The following is a 16834-nucleotide window of genomic DNA, read 5'->3' as shown; positions in this document are numbered from 1 at the left end:
GCGCTCCTCTTTGTTCGTCAGCCGTGTGTGGTGGGGTCCACTTCGCCCCAGGCGAGCCCTGTTCCGCGGTCCATACGGCGGATGTCGTCCATGTCGGCGTCGTCGATACGGAAGGAGAGAACGTCCAGGTTCTCGCGCATGCGCGCCGGGTCGGTGCTTTTGGGGAGCACCGGCCAGCCGTTCCGCACGCCCCAGGCCAGGAGGAACTGCGCCTCGGTCACGCCGTATTTCTGCGCCAGCTTCTTGAAGGGAGCATCGGAGCGTTCTCCTTCGGCGCGCATCTCCCGCGTCTTTCCGCTCAGGTGGCCCGGCGCGGTACGCCAGGTCGACAGCGGGACCAGGCTGCTGTAGGCGATGGGCGTGATGCCCTGCTGGTTCAAGTAGGCGACCAGTTCCGGCTTTTGGGACCAGGGGTGCAGTTCGATCTGGTCGGCGTGCGGAACGGGAAGTCCCGCCTCGACCAGCTCGTCGATGTGAGCGGCGTTGAAGTTCGAGACGCCGATCGCACGCGCCTTGCCACTCTTGTGGGCCTCGACCAGTGCCTGCCACTGTTCCAGTCGCTGCTCGCGCCCGAACGTGGCGTGGACGAGGTACAGGTCGACCTGTGCCAGACCCAGCCGGTCGAGACTCTCGTCGAGGGACCGCAGGGTCTCCTCGCCCGTCTTGTTGCGGTCCTGGGTCAGCGGCCACAGCTTGGTCGTCACGAACACGTCGCCGCGTTCGAGGCCTGCCTGCCGCATACCGCGCCGCAGTCCTTCGCCGACGCCGCGCTCGTTGTCGTAGATCTCGGCCGTATCGATGTGTCGGTACCCCGCGGCCAGGGAGTTCTCCACGGCGGACGCGGCCTCTTCGTCCGGGATGAGATACGTCCCGAAACCGACGAGGGGAATCCTCACCTCAGCGGTCAGCTCACGATCATGTGTACCGGTCATCAGCGTCTCCTCATCTCCTTGCGGCAGAAAGCGGCGGGTGAGGTGCGGCTGGTGGTGCCCGCACCTCACCCGCCGGGGACGGTTCAGTGCTTGTTGACCGCCGAGGCCCAGTCGAAGTTCACGCCCATGTCGGAGTACATCTTCGAGTAGCCGACGAAGCAGTTGAACGTCGTGACCTTGCCGTTCTTCAGGTACCAGAAGTCGGCGGTCGGCGCGGCGACCTTGTTGCCGTTCCCCTTGAGGACGCCCGCCGGCGTCTGGAGCTGCCCGTCGAACGTGCCGTCGATCGACAGCTCGATGCTGACGGTGTCGCCGTTCACGGTGATGCGCTTGAGGTCACGGTGAACGTTGGAGAAGAGGCTCTTCATGTAGGGCAGGACGGTGCCGAGCGCCTTACCCCGATAGGCCACGCCGGGGACCATGTCGTTGAAGACGCCGTCCTTGGTGAAGCTGTTGACGAACGTCGGGACGTCGATGTGGCTGCCCTCCGCGACGTAGTAGTCGCGCAGGACGATCGCGAGGTTGGCCTTCTCGTGCTTGGTCAGGTGCCGGTCGGTGAGCGGCAGCTTCGCCAGTTGGCGTGCGGTCAGGGTCGGGGCGGCCGTCGCCTTGTGGTGGGCGGGGCTCGCGGCCTGTGACGGCACCGCGGCGATGGAAAGACCGCCCAGGACAGCTACTGCGGTGGCGGCGGTGATCGACTTCCGGCTGAGCAGCTTCATGTCGTATTTCTCCAGGTTCGTTCACGAGGTCCGAGAGCCGTCGGGCGGCCTCCCGTGCGCTCTTAGTAAATCAAGCGATGGCTTGACTTTATGAACGGCGGCGCCAACCTGTCAAGCCACTGTTTGAATTGTTTGCCTCCTCGACCGCAGGGGCACCTCGACCTGCAAGCAACCGCTTGACAATGAAGTCAATCAACTGATTGAGTACATGATGTGATACAGGCGAAAAAGACGGACCTGCGCCGAGAAGCCGGCCAACGCACACGGGACGGCCTGCAGTCGGCCGCCCTGGAGCTGCTCGCGCAACGGGGCCAGGAGGGCGTGACACTCCGCGAGATCACGGACCGCGCCGGAGCCAACGTCGCCGCGGTGAGCTACCACTTCGGGTCACTGAAGGCACTGTGCGACGCGGCGATCGAGCACGCGCTGGAACAGTATCTGGACGCGCAGATGGCGGCTCTCGACTCCCTCGCCCCCACTGCGACACTCCATGAAGTGGCGGCAGCGTTCGCCGGGCCGATGATGCGCGCACTCGCGGCCGGCGGACAAGAGCTCGCCGTGATGCGCACCGTGGCGCGCGTCGGCATCGAACCGCCCCAGGGATGGGAGCGGCTGACCGGCAAGTTCGACAAGAGTCGCCGGGACGCCCTCCGGGTGCTGAAGCCGAACATTCCCGGAGTCGACGAGGAGGAGCTGATCTTCCGTACGCGCTGCGCGGCCGGCCTGCTGAACTGGCTCGCGCTGGCACCCATCGGCACGGAGCTGGCCGCCATGTCCGCCGAGCAGATCGAGCGGCAGCTGGTCCCCGTGGTGGCCGGGGCGTTCCGCGGGGACCAGGGTTCGTAGTGTGCGCTACTTGTCCGCCCGGTACAGCTTGATGTCCTTGTTGACGAAGAGGTGGACGTAGCCGCAGCGCCAGCAGATCAGGCCGGTGGCGTTCTCGTCGGCCCAGGCCAGCTTCATGAACTCCATGCCGGTGCTGTTGAGCAGGACATCCCGCTCTCGGAACAGATCCCCTTGGCAGACCTGGCACTTGAGCCAGACATCCCCCAGTGCCGCCCGTACCGGTTTCTTCGCCATCGCGTGAACTCCCCCGTCCCTGCCCTGTGTTGGGAACGAGGCTACCCACACGCGCCCGCGGCGCGCCGCCCCTGGATGGGGAAGCGCGCCACGGGTGTCACGTCACTGCTCGGACGTCATGGTGCGGGTGGTCAGTGGTGGCCGCCACCACCGTGGCCGCCGCCCTCGTGACCGCCACCACCGTTGTGACCGCCGCCGTTGTGCCCGCCGCCGTGGCCGCCACCGCGGTGCTCACCCCAGGACTTGTCGTCGACGAGGCGTCGGTGGTCGTTGCGCAGGGTGGCGGTGTCGGAGCGGTTGTCCCACACGTAGTCACGGCTGTCCTGGTAGACGTCGTTGCCGCTGTCGCGGCCCATTCCGGTGTGGACGCGGACGGTGGCGTGGCCGTCGAGGCGGTAGTGGTGGAAGGTGTAGGTCTTGCCGTCCTTGTTCGACAGCTTCCAGCCGTCGAGGTTGACGCCGCGGCGGCCGTGGTTGGTGATCTCCACCCACTCGTTGTTCAGCGAACGGGCGGAGCGGTCCTCCGGTCCCGGAGAGTCGTACTGCACGCGGCTGATCTCCACGTTCGCCCGGACCGCGTGGTGGTCGGCAGCGGTCGCCGGCAGTGCCGCCGCGCCGACGAGAGCGCCGGCGGCCAGAGCGGCTGCGGCCAGACGGCGGACGGACACGGAAGGTGAAGAGGTCACGGGTTCCCCCAGCATGGTGCGGGCACTTCCCCGGATACGGCAACGGCCGGATCCCGGGTTGTGCGGTGTGCGGGTGGCGGCCTGTTGGCCGCACACCCACACCTTCTCCACCGGGCGGACGAGATATGAGCGATACGTGAATCGTGTTACGAGTCGGTCGTATTTCCGTGACTGTCGGCTGTAGCGTCCATTTATGCGCGTGATGCACCAGGTTGACGCCCTGGCGAGCGGACGGGCCTTGTGGGCACTGGACCGAGCTCCGCGATCGCCACGGTGCGCCACCCCAGTCCCGCCGGGAGCGTCACCCGAAAGTGGATAACGGTGGGCCTCCCACCTGCGCATTGTTACTGGTAGTAACAGTACTTCGCCGTTCCTGATGCCGGGTCACCGAACACCCCGTTGGTGCAGGGGGTGCCGCCGCTGAACGACCCGTAGAAGTACTGACCGTTGGCCCCGTACGCCACCTCGTGGGTGCCGGAGAAGGAGCAGGTGCCGTTCTCCGCCGCGCACGTCGTCCAGGTCACGAAGGTCGGGGGTGGCGATACGACTGAGCAGGTCTTCGCCGTGCCGGAGATCGGGTCGCCGAAGACCGCGTTGGTGCACGGGGTGCCGCCCGGCAGCGTGGCGTAGCGGTAGCTGCCGTTCGCGCCGTAGGCCACCGTCATGACGCCGGAGAAGGCGCACGTGTTGTTCTCGGACGCGCAGGCGGACCAGATGTCTGTCGCTGGGGGTGCCGCTTCGGCGTAGCAGGACTTCACCACTCCGGAGGCCGGGTCGCCGAAGACGCCTGTGGTGCAGGGAGTTGAGCCGGTGGCTGTCGTGTAGGTGAAGCGGCCGTTCGCGCCGAAGGCGACTGCCGAGGTGCCGTTGAGCGTGCAGGTTCCGTTCTCGGCGGCGCACTGGGTCCAAGTGCCGGGCAGGGCTTGGGTGGTGGAGCCCGTGGCGCTTCCCGTTGTGGTGTACGCCGCCACGTAGTCGACGCTCAGTGTGCCGCCCGAGGTCGTCGAACCGGACGGCGTCGTGCAGCCGCATGCCGCGTCGGGGAAGGTGCCGCCCATGGCCAGGTCCAGGATGATCGACTGGTTGTGGTCGAAGGCCGCCTGCCAGGTGGCTGTGCCCACCTGGGCCTCGGAGACCGAGTAGTAGGCGCTGCCGTCCAGGTAGAACGTGATCGTCTCCGCCGCGGTGTCGGTGCGGTCGAGGATCATCGAGTACGTGTGGAAGCCGCTCTGGCAGCCGGAGCAGGCGCGCAGGCCGCTGCTGATTCCGGTGCCCTCGTTGCAGGGGCCGCCCGGGGAGGTGCCGCAGTGGATCGTGCCGGCCACGTCGGACAGGGCGTTGACGTCCTCCATGACGTCGATCTCGCCGTTCTCCGGCCACTGGCCGGGGCCCAGCATCCAGAACGCGGGCCAGTAGCCCAACCCGCTTGAAGGGCTGGGCTGTTGGATGGACGCGGTGACCTGGAGCTTGCCACCGGCCGGTGCGCCCACGTTCGCGGTCGGGGTCTGGATCCTGCCCGAGGTCCACGAACTGCCGGAGCCCAGCGCGGTGATGTCCAGGTTGCCGTTGCCGTCGAGGTGGGTGTTGGCGGTGGAGTCGGTCATCGTCTCGATCTCGCCGGTCCCGAAGCCGGCGCCCGGGCCGGTGTCGAACTTCCAGTTGGCCGACGAAGGGGCCGCTCCCGCCGACCCGTTGAAGTCGTCGCTGAAGACGGTGGACCAGCCGGAGGGGGCTCCGGGGGCGGCGGCCGTGGCGGGCTGGGTGGTTGTGGTGCCGTAGAGCAGGGCGACCATCGGGGCCAGGGTCGCCAGCCAGACCAGTCGTCTCGTCCGTGCCCTGCGCCCGGTGGTGTGGGTGTCCTTCAATCCGAACTTCGATCTGAACATCGTCCGGCCTCCCATGTGAGGATCTGGCGGAACGTGCAGAACCCGGCGGCCGGTGGATTGAAACGATCGAAACGTTCAATCCACCGGCCGACCGAGCGGAATCGGCATCGACAGCGACATCGGCTTCAGGGGTGCAGCTACTGCACGTAGCAGGACTTCGCGGTACCTGACACCGGGTCACCGAAGACGGTGTTGCTGCACCCGGTGGACCCGGACACGGACCGGTAGACGTACCGTCCGGCCGCGCCGTACGCCACCTCGTGGGTGCCGGAGAAGGTGCAAGTGCCGTCTTCTGCCGCGCAGTTGGTCCACGTGGCGAAGGACGGCGGGGCGCCGATCAGATAGCAGGACTTGGCGGTGCCGGCGGCCGGGTCACCGAACACGGTGTTGGAGCACGCCGCACCGCCGGGCAGGGTCGCGTAGTTGAACGAGCTGCCGGCGCCGTAGGCCACCGTCATCACGCCGGAGAAGGCGCAGGTCCCTCCCTCGGCGGCGCAGGACGTCCAGACGTTGGTCGCGGGTGGGGCGCTCTGGCCGTAGCAGGACTTGGCGGTGCCGGAGATCGGGTCACCGAAGACCGCGTTGGTGCAGGGCGTGGAGCCGGTCTCCGTCGCGTAGTTGAAATGGCCGCTCGCACCGTAGGCCACGGCCGTCGTCCCGCTGACCGCGCAGGTGCCGTTCTCGCTCGCGCACTGGGCCCAAGTCCCGGGCAGGGCCTGCGCGGTGGAGCCGGTACCGCCACCGCCACTACTGCTGCCGGAGGTGAACGGCTGGAAGATCCGCGCGAAGTCACCGGTGTTCTGGCTGACGCCGCTGCACGTGCCGGAGGCCGAAGTCTGGCCGGGGCAGCCGCCGTTGTCGCGGTTCTGCGACCAGTACGACGTCAGGGCGATGCCCCGGGAAGCGTCGAAGGCTTCCACGCTGCGGGCGTTGTCGAGGGTGAAGATCTCGCCGGCGCTGTCGTTCTGGCCGATCATCGGGGTGTTGCCGAGCTTGGCGTACGCGGCGGACGTGGAGATGCCGAACGCGCTCGCGACCTGGCTCGCCGCGGCGTCCACGGACTGGTTGGCCGCGCTGCCCATGTCGGTGCCCGAGGAGCCGTAGTCCATGGTCATCAGGTTGACGACGTCCGGGGTGAAGCCGTTGGAGCGCGCGTTGTTGAGGACGTTCAGTCCGTCGCCCGAGAGGCCGCTGGGGAGGGCCGGGAGCGTGAACGAGACCGACAGGGAACGGCCGTTGTTCGCGGCCCAAGTGCGCACCTGGGCAAGGGCTTTGTCGCGGCGGTCGATGCCGGACGAGTTGGTGAGCGACGCCGATTCGATGTCGAAGTCGACGTGCGAGAGGTTGAACGTGGTGATGACGTTCTCGATCTGCGCTGCCGCCGCCTCCGGGCTGGAGCAGGAGTCGCCGATCTCGGTGAGTGCGGTGTCGGCGCCGTAGCCGCCGAACGAGACGGAGACGTCGCCGCCTTGGGCGCGCAGGGCGTCGATCTGCGACTGGAGGGAGGCCTGTTCGCCGATCTGCCAGTTGCAGCCGGGGCCGTCGACGAAGGCGATCGTGAAGAACTTGGTGCCGTAGTTGTTGGCCACGTCGGTGAGGGAAACGTTTCCCGACCACGTGTCCGCGAACGGGGCGAAGACGTGAGCGGGCCAGGCGTTCGGGGCGGAGGCCGCCGACGCGGGTGCCGCCGCCGAGGTGAGGCCGGCCGCCGCGAGGGCTCCGGTCAGCAGGGCGGTGGAGAGGACGGAACGGGAGAGGGAACGGGAACGGGATCTCGATCGGGTGCGCATGTGCGACCTCCACGGGGGACGGGGGGTGAATCGATTCAATCCCTGCGCGATATTGGTGCAGACCAATTCGCTGTGTGGGCCCAGGGAAGCAGCGTTGGCAGGGGCGAGTCAAGGCAAGGGTGGGTCAAGAGACACGGTCAGCTGTCGCGGGTGTCGTGTCGGGTACGGATTGATTGCGGGACGGCGCCACTCCCCCTCAACTGCCGCCCGCCGACGGCACTATGACGTCCCATGGGGAGCTTGAGCGGGGGCAACGGTGGCCGGGATCGCTACGTCGACTTCTTGCGGGCCTGGGCGATCGCGCTGGTGGTGTTCGGGCACTGGCTGATCACCGGGCTGGTGCGGGACCCCAACGGGGCGATCAGCGCACCGGAGTTGCTCGCGACCGTGCCCTGGACCCAGTGGCTGACCCTGGGGTTCCAGATCATGCCGTTGTTCTTCCTGGCCGGAGGGCATGCGGCGGGCGGCTCCTGGGCACGGGCGCGGACCGAGGGCCGTACGGCGACCGGATGGGTGGGGCAGCGGGCGCTACGGCTGCTGCTGCCGGCCGGGGTGTACAGCGGGCTGGTGCTGGTCGCCGTCGCGATCTGCTCGGCGGTCGGGGTGGACCCCGGCATCCTCGCGCTCGTCGGGTGGGCGATGGCCATGCAGTTCTGGTTCCTGCCGGTGTATCTGCTGCTCAGCGCGGCAACGCCGGTGTTGCACACGGCACATCGGAGGTGGGGGCTGCGGGTGCCGGTGGTGATGGGGGTGGTCGCGGTCGGCGCCGACGCACTGGTGGTCAGCGTGCACGCGCCCTTCGTCGGGCTGCTCAACTACGTGCTCGTGTGGGGCGTCGCCTACCAACTGGGCTTCTGCTGGCGGGACATGCTCCTCACCGAACGGTCCGCGCTCCCGGCCTGCATGGCTGCGGGCGGTGCGGTCGCCTTCGCCGCGCTGGTCGCGCTCGGGCCGTTCCCGGTGAGCCTGATCCTGGTGACCGGGCAGAGCCCGAGCAACACCAATCCCCCGTCCGCCGCGATGCTGGCCTGGGCGGTCGGGCAGGTGGGGCTGGCGCTGCTTCTCGCGCCGGTGCTGCGGCGGCTGTTGGAACGTGAGCAACTCTGGGGGCTGGTAAGGCCGTTGGGCGGCGCCAGTATGACGCTCTACCTGTGGCACATGCTGCCGGTGCTGATCGTCGCCGCCGCCTTCTATCTGACCGGGCTCGCGCCCGAACCGGCCTACGGGTCCGGGAGTTGGTGGGCGCTGCGGGTGCCCTGGCTGGGCGTGCTCGGGGTCGTGCTGGTGGGGGTCGTAGTGGTGCTGCGGCCGTTGGAGCGCGGGCTCTCGGTGGTGTACGAGCGGACGCGACCCGGCGATCTCCCGCTTGAACTCCCGCGTCGGCCTTGGGCGTTGTGGGTCGGGGCGGCGGCGAGTGTGAGTGCGCTGACGTGGTTCGCCGGGCACGGGTTCGCCTACGACGGGCGGTTCCCTGTGCTGCCTGCGCTGGGGCTGTCGGTGGGTGTCGGGCTAGTCATGGTGATGGGGCGGAGTGCGGTGGATCGGGGTGTGCGCCTTAGCGTCTGAGTGGCTTGTGTTGTCTTGCGAGTGGCGGGTGCGTTGTGGCTGGTCGCGCAGTTCCCCGCGCCCCTTAGGGGGGTGCCCTGCCCGGGACCGGGAGGCGGAGGCGGTTACTGCCGGACTGGGGGCTTGCCCTGGCTCCTCGCTGGGGCCGGGGCCGGTCATGGTGACGGGGCAGGACAGCTCACGCCGTTCTGCCCCGTTACCGTCCAACTGCCTTAGTGCCTACGGCATTTGGCGAGGTCGATACGTACGATCTGCGGGTCGTGGTCGCTTGCCTGGTCCGCGAACTCCGCGTTGATGTGCACGACGTCGTAGTTGAAGGACGTCACCGCGGGGCTGGTCAGGATGTGGTCCAGGGTCTGGGAGTTGCCGTCGTAGACGTAGGTGTAGCGCTCGGCGGCGGGGAGGGTGGTGATCAGGGGCGTGAGGACCTTGTCGGCCGTCAGGGTGGTCACCGTCTGGGAGAACTCGTAGTCGTTGAGGTCGCCGAGGACGACCGCCTTGGCGTTCTTGTCCGCCGCCAGCAGGGACTTGACGAAGGTGTTGACCTCCGCCGCCTGGGCCGCACGCTGGGTCTCCGAGCTGCGGGCGGGGGGCTGGTAGCGGCCGTGGATCGGCTGGTCGCCGCCCTTGGAGATGAAGTGGTTGGCGATCACGAAGACCTGCTCGCCCTGGAAGGTGAACTCGCCCACCAGCGGCTTGCGGCTGTCCTCCCAGGCCGCGTTGGTCGGGTCGATACGGCCCGGGGAGTAGGTGAGTTCGACGCCCTTGCGGGTCTTCACCACGCTCGTGGCCGTGGTCGCGTCGCCGCCGGGGTGATCGGTGAAGGCGACCCGCTTGGGGTTGAAGAGGAAGACCTGGCGGATGTTGCCGCCGGGCTCGCCGCCGTCCTGGTCGTTCGTCGGCGAGATGTAGCGCCACTTGTACGCCGGGCCGCCGGCCGCGCGGACCGCGTCCGTGAAGCGCTTCAGTGTGCCCTCGGCGGTCACCGTGCCGTCGTTCGTCGCGCCGTTGTCGTCCTGGATCTCCTCCAGGGCCACGATGTCGGGCGAGTTGAGGTTGACCGCGACGCCCTCGGCGAGCCGGTCGAACTTCTCCTGGGTGTCGAGCGCGTCCAGGTTCTCCACGTTGTACGTGGCGACCGCCAGCTCGTCCTTCTTCTGACGGCGGGTCACTTCCTGCTTCAGGCCGTTGTCGACGAGGGTGCCGAGCTGGGTGGCCTGGACGTTGTAGCCGCCGTAGGTGGAGTAGTCGAGGGGGCCGGTGGTCGTGCCTGACAGTTCGTCACCGACGTTGGCGGCGGGGAAGGTTGAGGTGGTGTCGAGCGACATGACCTCGATACGGCCGGTGTTGGGCTGGTCGTAGGAGGAGTAGAGGGTGCCGCCGCGGGCGGTGGCGTTCTCGTCGGGCTTGACCGTGACCCACAGCTCGCCGTAGGCATCCGAAGCGCCGACCACACGGGCGTCGGCGAACGTGACCCGCATGCCCTCCAGGGACTCGAAGAAGTCCTGGGCGTAGACGGTCGGTTGGAGCGCGAGGGACTCGATGCTGCCGCCGGACGCGGTCGGGATGTAGGCGTCGGGGACCGAGTCGGCGTCCAGCGTCACGGCGTCCGGCAGGGCGTTGCCGCTGGAGAGGACCGTCGCCGTCGGGCCGGTGATCTCGGTGTTCGACTGGCTGGTGCTGCTCGGGTAGTACTCGCTGACCTTGCCGGTGACCAGGACCGAGTCGCCGACCGCCACCGTGGGCTTGGTGGAGCCGGTGTAGACGAAGACGGCCTCGCTGGTGCGCGGGTCGGTGTCGGGGGTCGGGTCCTGGATCCAGTAGCCGAGGGAGCCGCTGCTGCGGACGCCGGTGACGATGCCCGGGACGCGGGTGACCGTCTGGCCGGAGTACGGCGAGAGGCGGGTCGTGCCCTGGATGTCGTGGACGCGGACGGTGCCGGGGTCGGTGGGCGAGCCGCCACCGTCACCGCCGCCGTCGCCCGAACCGGGCGTCTGGCCGGCCGAGTTGACCGGTGTCGGGGTGCCGGCGGTGAAGTCCGCCGCGTTGTCGTCGGTGTCGGCGAGCGAGTCGGCGCGGGCGACCGCGGCCGTGTTGGAGGCGCCGGTGGCCGGGCCGCTGCCCTCGCGGACGACCGCGGTGCCGTAGCCCGTCAGGTCGACGATGCGGGTGTCGGCCGCGCAGTCCGCGGCGGTCTTGCAGGTCAGCGCGGTGGTGCCGGAAACCAGGGCGATCGTGCCGGAGGTGGCGCTCATGGCGATCGAGCCGGTGGCGTCGGTGGTCGGCAGGGCGGTGATGCCGCCGCTGCCGGTGCCCTCGCCGACCAGGTAACGGGCGCCGGGGGCGATCGCGCCGGTGAGGGCGGTGACCTGCCAAGTGGAGCCGGAGGAAGGCGTACCGGGCAGGTACTGGACGCTGTAGCCCGACAGGTCGTAGGCCGTCGAACCGGCGTTGCCGAGTTCGACGAAGTCGCGGGTCAGGGTGGCTCCCGAGTTGCCCCCGCCGCCGTACACCTCCGCAATGACCGCCGAGGCGGACGGAGTTGCGGACGCGGTGGGCAGGGCGGTGAAGGCGAATGCGCCCGCCGCGCCCACCGAGACGATCGCTTGGGCGGTGCGGCGGGCGCGGGGTCTGCGCCCTTCAGGTCTGGACACGCTGGCGGTCTCCTCGTACTTCGTGTAGCTGCCGATACCGGTGCCTGTGGGGAGTCGGCTCAAGTTACGCGCGTAGAAAGGGAGTTGCCAGAGGGCCTCGCGTTAAATCCAGGGAACAAGTGAGCGCGGGGGCGACGGTCGCGGTCGCGAAAGTGATGTTCCACACATAACCCCGGTGATCAATTCGGGCAACTCACCCTATCTGGGTGGTCTTTGAGGGCCCCCGAGGCCCAACAGGTTCACCTTTCAACCGTGGCTTTTTCCGGTTTCGTCCAGTTCACTCGGGATGGTTTGCCGTAGGGCACAAGTCCGTTCTGCCCCCAGGAAGTGTGCGAGATATGTCTAATTCATCCGATTCGTCGCGTGTTCCCTTCGCTCCCCACGCGGTGAGTGCCGCCGAAGTCATCCCGGGCGATCTGATCGCCCTGACCCCGGACGACTCCGAACGCGACTGCTGGTACGTCGTCGCCCACACCCTCCCCGAGACGCCCGAGACGATCCGGCTCACGCTGCGGCCACCGCTCGGCGGGCCGGACCACGACGAGGTGCTCGGCCGGGACCGCCGGGTGACCAGCGCGTGCCGTCGGCTGGACGTAGGAGCCGTGCCGCGTCTCGTCTCCGACGACCTCGCCACCGTCGAGTTCCGGGAGGGCGACCGGGTGACCTTGCTCCGGGTGGTCGACCCGCGGGCCGACGAGGTGTCGTACGTACGGCGTTGGGGTGTGTGGCACCGCGACCTCGACGGCGGGACGGGGGATGTCGTGACCGATGCCGAGGTGCAGAGCTGGGGTGGTGGTGCGGAGACGCCGGGTACTGGTGCGGGGGTCGGTGCCGAGTACGTCGTACGGCATCATCCGCGGCCGGAGCGGGCGGCGGCCGTGGGTGGGCCGCGGCTGGTCGTGGTCACCGGGCTGGGGGCTGTTACGCCGCTCGGGGTCGGGGTCGGCGAGTTGTGGCGGGGGCTGCTCGACGGGCGGCACGGGATACGGGAACTGGACGGTGAGGAGTTCGCGGAGTTGCCGGTGCGGGTGGCCGGGACCGTGCCGGTCGATCCGGCGGAGCTGCTGCCGCGGCAGGCGGCGCGGCGGATGAACCGGGCCGCGCAGTTCGCCGTGCTCGCCGCGCGGGAGGCGTGGGGTGACGCCGGGTTCGTGGCGGGCGGCACGCGGGAGAGCGGGATCGATCCGGAACGGGTCGGTGTCAGCCTCGGCGCGATTCTCGGGGACGCGTCCGTGCTCGTCGGCGGCGACCGCAAGCTGCGGGACAGGGGACCACGCGCGGTCTCACCGCTCACCACCCCCATGACCGTGCCCTCGCAGGCCGCGTCCCAGGTCTCCCTCGACCTGCACATCACCGGCGAGGCCCGCACGGTCACCGCGGCGTGCGCCTCCGGCACCGAGGCGATCGGGGCGGCCATCGACCGCATACGGTACGGCCGTGTCGACGTCGCGCTCGCGGGCGGGGCCGAGGCGGTCGTCACGCCGGCGATCATGGCGTCGTTCGCGGCGATGCGGGCGTTGTCCACGCGGGGGTTGGCGGACGGTTCGTCTCCGTCCCAGCCGTTCGGGAAGGACCGGGACGGGTTCGTGAACGGGGAGGGTGCGGGGGTGCTCGTCCTGGAGGCCGAGGAACACGCACGCGCGCGTGGGGCGCGGATCTACTGCGAGGCCGCCGGGTGGGGGCTGTCCGCCGACGCGCATCACATGGCGGCGCCGGATCCGTCGGGCGCCGGGGTCGCGCTCGCGGTACGGCGGGCGGTGCGGGACGCGGGCGGGCATGTCGTGGACGTCGTCCACGTGAACGCCCATGCCACGGCGACGGTGGAGGGGGATCTCGCGGAGGCGGAGGCGCTGCGGGCCGTTTTCGGGCGACGGGACGTTCCCGTCACCGCGCTGAAGGGGCACCTCGGGCATCTGCAGGGGGCTGCGGGCGGAGTCGAGGCCGTGGCGACGGTGCTCACGCTGCATCACGGGGTGGTGCCCCCGACCGTGGGGGCGGACGAACTGGACGAGGCGATCGGGCTGGACGTGGTGACGGGGGCGGCGCGGGAGTTGCCCGGGGGCGGGGATCTCGCGTTGAGCAACTCGTTCGGGTTCGGGGGGCACAACGCGGTGTTGGCGCTTCGGAGGGTGGGGTAACGCTGCGGGGGGGCTGGGGAGGGGGGCTGGGGCTTGGGCTGGTTGTTTGCGGGGGGGCACCTTCAATGCCGGGGTCGGTCCGGAGTCGTTGCCGGGTTTCTTTGCGGTCGCGGCGAGTTTGATCGCGGTGGCGGCGATGGTGGGTGGGGCTGCGCTGCGCGGGGACCGGCGAGGTGGCTGCGGCTCAAGTCGTTCGGTTTCGCGGAGTTGCCTTCTTGGCCAAGGCCTTCGCCAGGGGTTCTCTCGCCGGCTCGGTGGACCTCGTCGCGGCGGTGGTGGGCAAGGTAACGCTGCGCGGGGGTCGGTGAGGGGGCTGGGGCTCGGGCTGGTTGTTTGCGGGGGGGGCTTCAATGCCTGGGTCGTTGCCGGGTTTCTTCGCGGTCGGCGTGAGTTTGATCGCGGTGGTGGCGGCGATGGTGGGTGGGCCGCGCTACGCGGGGACGGGCGAGGAGGCTGCGGCTCAAGCCGTTCGCCTGCGCGGAGTTGCCCTCTTCCCTGGGGGGCCTTCGCCAGGGGTTCCCTCCCCGGCGCGGTGGACCTCGTCGCGGTGGTGGTGGGCAAGGTAACGCGGCGCGGAGACCGGTGAGAAAAATGCGGCTCAAGCCGTTCGCTTGCGCGGCGTTGCCCTCTTCGCTGGGGACTTCTTCGGCGTCGCGGTGGACTTGGTCGCCGTCGTTTTTTTGGTCGTGCGCGTCGATTTCTTCGCCGGAGCCGGTGCCGATGTCGCGGACTGGGGCTGGGACTTCTTCGCCGTTGTCGTCTTCTTCGTTGCCGTGGAGGTCGACTTCTTGCCGGGGGTCTGTTTCGGGGTCGCGCGTGGTGAGAGGGGTCTGACCTCGGCCTTCACGCCCCTCTCCGCACCGCCCTTCTCCTCGCCGCGCGACTCCTTCGCCTCGCGGACGCTCTTCTCCAGGGCCGCCATCAGGTCGAGAACCTTGGCGCCGGGGGCCGGGGACGGGGATGCCGCGGGCTGTTCGCCGGAGGCCTTGGCCGTGATCATCTCCTCGACCGCCTCGCGGTAGTCGTCGTGGAGGTCGGCCAGGTCTACCTCGCCGAGCGTGTCCATCAGGGCGTCCGCCAGGTCGAGTTCCTTGTCGCGGACGGTGACGCTCGTCTCGGGGGCGACGCCCTCGGGGACGCGGATCTCGTCCGGCCAGAGCAGGCCGTGCATGGCGATCACGTCGTCGACCACGCGCAGCATGCCCAGGCGTTCCCGGCCGCGCAGCGCGTACTTCGCGATGGCCACCTTCTGGCTCCGCTTCAACGCCTCGCGCAGGAGTGTGTACGGCTTGGCCGCGGGAACGCCGTTCGCGGAGAGGTAGTACGCCGCGTCCATCTGGAGCGGGTCGATCCGGTCGGCCGGCACGAACGCCACGATCTCGATCGTCCTCGCCGTGGGGATCGGCAGCTGGGCCAGGTCCTCGTCCGTGATCGGGATCATCGTGCCGTCCGCGTCCTCGTACGCCTTGCCGATCTCGGACTGGGTGACCTCGCGGTCCTCCAGTTCGCAGACCTTGCGGTAGCGGATGCGGCCGCCGTCCTCGGTGTGGATCTGGCGGAAGGAGATGGAGTGGTTCTCGGTCGCGTTCACCAGCTTGATCGGGATGCTGACCAGGCCGAAGGATATGGCGCCGTTCCATATGGATCGCACCTGCCGCACCCGCCTTCCGATTCCGGTCCGCGATTCCGACTCACGTCCGGTTCGTCACGTTTCCATGGGATTCTCATCGTATGACGCCGATCACAGAGGTGGAGGGGCGAAGGCTCGCGCTCAGCAACCTGGAGAAGGTGCTGTACCCGGCGACCGGGTTCACCAAGGGCGAGGTCCTGCACTACTACGCGACCACCGCCGAAGTTCTGCTGCCCCATCTGCGGGATCGGCCGGTGTCCTTTCTGCGGTACCCCGACGGGCCCGAGGGGCAGGTGTTCTTCACCAAGAACGTGCCTCCGGGTACACCCGACTGGGTCACCACCGCGGAGGTGCCTCGGTCGGAGGGGCCCGCGCGGATGGTGCTGGTGCAGGATCTGGCGTCCTTGATGTGGGCGGCAAATCTTGTCACCGAGTTCCATACGCCGCAGTGGGTGATCGGGGCGCCCGGTGTCGCCGACCGGCTGGTGTTCGATCTCGATCCCGGGGAGCCGGCGACGGTCGTCGAGTGCTGTCGGGTCGCGGTGTGGCTGCGGGAGCGGCTGGCGGCGGACGGGATCACGGCATATGTGAAGACGTCCGGGGCGAAGGGACTGCATGTACTGGCGGGGGTGTCGCCGGCGTCTTCGGTGCGGGCGACCGCGTACGCGAAGGAACTGGCCGTGGAAGCGGAGAAGGCGATGCCCCGGCTTGTCGTCCACCGGATGACACGGAGTCTGCGGCCCGGAAAGGTGTTCGTCGACTGGAGTCAGAACGCTGCGCGGAAGACCACGGCCGCGCCCTACACGTTGCGGGCACGGGCGGCGGAGCGTGTATCGGCACCGGTGACGTGGGAGGAGGTGTCGATGTGCAGGAACCAGGCTCAACTAGCCTTCACCGCAAGGGAGTTGATGGTTCGACTGCTTGAGCACGGCGATCTGCTGAAACCGTTGCTCGACGCCGGACGAGCGGGAGCCCTGCCTCGATGAGGGGTTACGTGGGGATACGTCTGGCTCTCTTCAAGTGAACGTTGGGCCGCCCGCTTCCTTGTCAGGGTCGGGCTTCCGCGGCCCGAGTAAAGGGCGCTCCGCTGCGCTACGCGTCGCCTCCGGCGATGGCCCTGCGGGCCACCCTTGACTAGGGCCGCTCCAGCCCATCTCAGAAGCGAGCGAACGGCCCCGAAAAGGCGGTTGCCCAGGGGGAGGGTCCTTACGTCGACTGCGTGGTCAACGGCGTTGAGGAGCGCGCTCGCGCCTCGCCGGCACGCCGGGTCGGCTCGGCGGCCAACTCCGAGTGGCGGGTGGCGCGTTCACCCGGTCCCGGGATGCCGTCGGGTGGGCTGGCGGCTGTGCCGGGAGCCGAGGGTGCGGGGGGGCCGGGAAGCTGGGTGTTTTTCTAACCGGTCAAGTAGCAGATAGCTGGTTAGTTTTGCGACAGCTTCTTGACACCACCTACTCCGCCCCGCCCGTTCCGTCGAGCTCTGCACCGCCCCGCTCCCTCAACACACTCCACCCCACCCGGTGTCGGCCGCCGAGCCGACCCGGCGTGCCGGCGAGACGCGAGCGCGCCCCCGGCGCCGGGTGAGGGCATGACAGGCCCGAGGGCCTACTCACCTGGGCAACCGTCTCTTCGGGGCCGCTCGCTCGCTTCTCGAACGGGCTGGAGCGGCCCGAGTCAAGGGTGGAGCGAAGCGGAATCGCCGGAGGCGACGCGTAGCGCAGCGGAGCGCCCTTTACTCGGGACGTGGAAGCCCGAC

The 16834-nt window shown here is 69.1% G+C and carries 12 protein-coding genes; 4 read left to right on the top strand and 8 right to left on the bottom strand.

The features are described 5' to 3' along the window. Positions 1-17 precede the first annotated feature (17 nt). Together AB0I69_RS39010 and AB0I69_RS39005 are read right to left on the bottom strand one after the other, a co-directional pair. Positions 18-932, bottom strand: coding sequence for an aldo/keto reductase (locus AB0I69_RS39010; RefSeq protein WP_363100496.1), 915 nt, complete (start codon positions 930-932; stop codon positions 18-20). 83 nt (positions 933-1015) lie between these two features. Then, on the bottom strand, positions 1016-1651 hold the full coding sequence (locus AB0I69_RS39005; RefSeq protein WP_363100495.1) for a nuclear transport factor 2 family protein: 636 nt from the start codon (positions 1649-1651) through the stop codon (positions 1016-1018). Positions 1652-1864: 213 nt separating this feature from the next. Here AB0I69_RS39005 and AB0I69_RS39000 point away from each other — a divergent pair, with 213 nt between their 5' ends. Continuing rightward, positions 1865-2497: a TetR family transcriptional regulator gene (locus tag AB0I69_RS39000; RefSeq protein ID WP_363100494.1), complete on the top strand. Its 633-nt coding sequence runs from the start codon at positions 1865-1867 to the stop codon at positions 2495-2497. 6 nt (positions 2498-2503) lie between these two features. Here AB0I69_RS39000 and AB0I69_RS38995 read toward each other — a convergent pair whose 3' ends face one another. The 4 genes from AB0I69_RS38995 to AB0I69_RS38980 all read right to left on the bottom strand — a co-directional run bounded on the left by AB0I69_RS38995 (position 2504) and on the right by AB0I69_RS38980 (position 7093). Then, positions 2504-2731 (bottom strand): hypothetical protein, encoded by a 228-nt coding sequence (locus AB0I69_RS38995; RefSeq protein WP_363100493.1) that lies wholly within the window; start codon positions 2729-2731, stop codon positions 2504-2506. 131 nt (positions 2732-2862) lie between these two features. Further along, complete coding sequence (locus tag AB0I69_RS38990) at positions 2863-3432, bottom strand: lamin tail domain-containing protein (protein ID WP_363100492.1); 570 nt, start codon at positions 3430-3432, stop codon at positions 2863-2865. 329 nt (positions 3433-3761) lie between these two features. Beyond that, entirely contained in the window at positions 3762-5303 is a 1542-nt protein-coding gene (locus tag AB0I69_RS38985) for a glycoside hydrolase family 16 protein (protein WP_363100491.1), read from the bottom strand. Between the two features lie 137 nt (positions 5304-5440). Next, positions 5441-7093, bottom strand: coding sequence for a chitinase (locus tag AB0I69_RS38980; RefSeq protein ID WP_363100490.1), 1653 nt, complete (start codon positions 7091-7093; stop codon positions 5441-5443). A 231-nt stretch (positions 7094-7324) separates the two neighbouring features. On the opposite strand from AB0I69_RS38980, the gene AB0I69_RS38975 reads away from it, so the two are divergent. Next, the gene (locus AB0I69_RS38975) at positions 7325-8659 is read left to right on the top strand and encodes an acyltransferase (RefSeq protein WP_363100489.1); all 1335 of its coding nucleotides are present in this window, start codon (positions 7325-7327) and stop codon (positions 8657-8659) included. A 212-nt stretch (positions 8660-8871) separates the two neighbouring features. Here the strand turns inward: AB0I69_RS38975 and AB0I69_RS38970 are convergent, their stop codons facing one another. Then, the gene (locus tag AB0I69_RS38970; protein WP_363100523.1) at positions 8872-11262 is read right to left on the bottom strand and encodes an endonuclease/exonuclease/phosphatase family protein; all 2391 of its coding nucleotides are present in this window, start codon (positions 11260-11262) and stop codon (positions 8872-8874) included. A gap of 389 nt (positions 11263-11651) precedes the next feature. Here AB0I69_RS38970 and AB0I69_RS38965 point away from each other — a divergent pair, with 389 nt between their 5' ends. After that, complete coding sequence (locus tag AB0I69_RS38965; protein WP_363100488.1) at positions 11652-13451, top strand: beta-ketoacyl-[acyl-carrier-protein] synthase family protein; 1800 nt, start codon at positions 11652-11654, stop codon at positions 13449-13451. 598 nt (positions 13452-14049) lie between these two features. On the opposite strand, the gene AB0I69_RS38960 is transcribed toward AB0I69_RS38965, so the two are convergent. Beyond that, on the bottom strand, positions 14050-15111 hold the full coding sequence (locus AB0I69_RS38960; RefSeq protein WP_363100487.1) for a Ku protein: 1062 nt from the start codon (positions 15109-15111) through the stop codon (positions 14050-14052). 71 nt (positions 15112-15182) lie between these two features. Here AB0I69_RS38960 and ligD point away from each other — a divergent pair, with 71 nt between their 5' ends. Next, positions 15183-16067 (top strand): non-homologous end-joining DNA ligase, encoded by an 885-nt coding sequence (ligD, locus tag AB0I69_RS38955; RefSeq protein WP_363100486.1) that lies wholly within the window; start codon positions 15183-15185, stop codon positions 16065-16067. Positions 16068-16834 lie beyond the last annotated feature (767 nt).

This window comes from Streptomyces sp. NPDC050508 (assembly GCF_040655155.1).
GTDB lineage: Bacteria > Actinomycetota > Actinomycetes > Streptomycetales > Streptomycetaceae > Streptomyces.
Note: the sequence above shows the minus strand (reverse complement) of the source record. Positions and strands in the feature narration are given on the sequence as shown.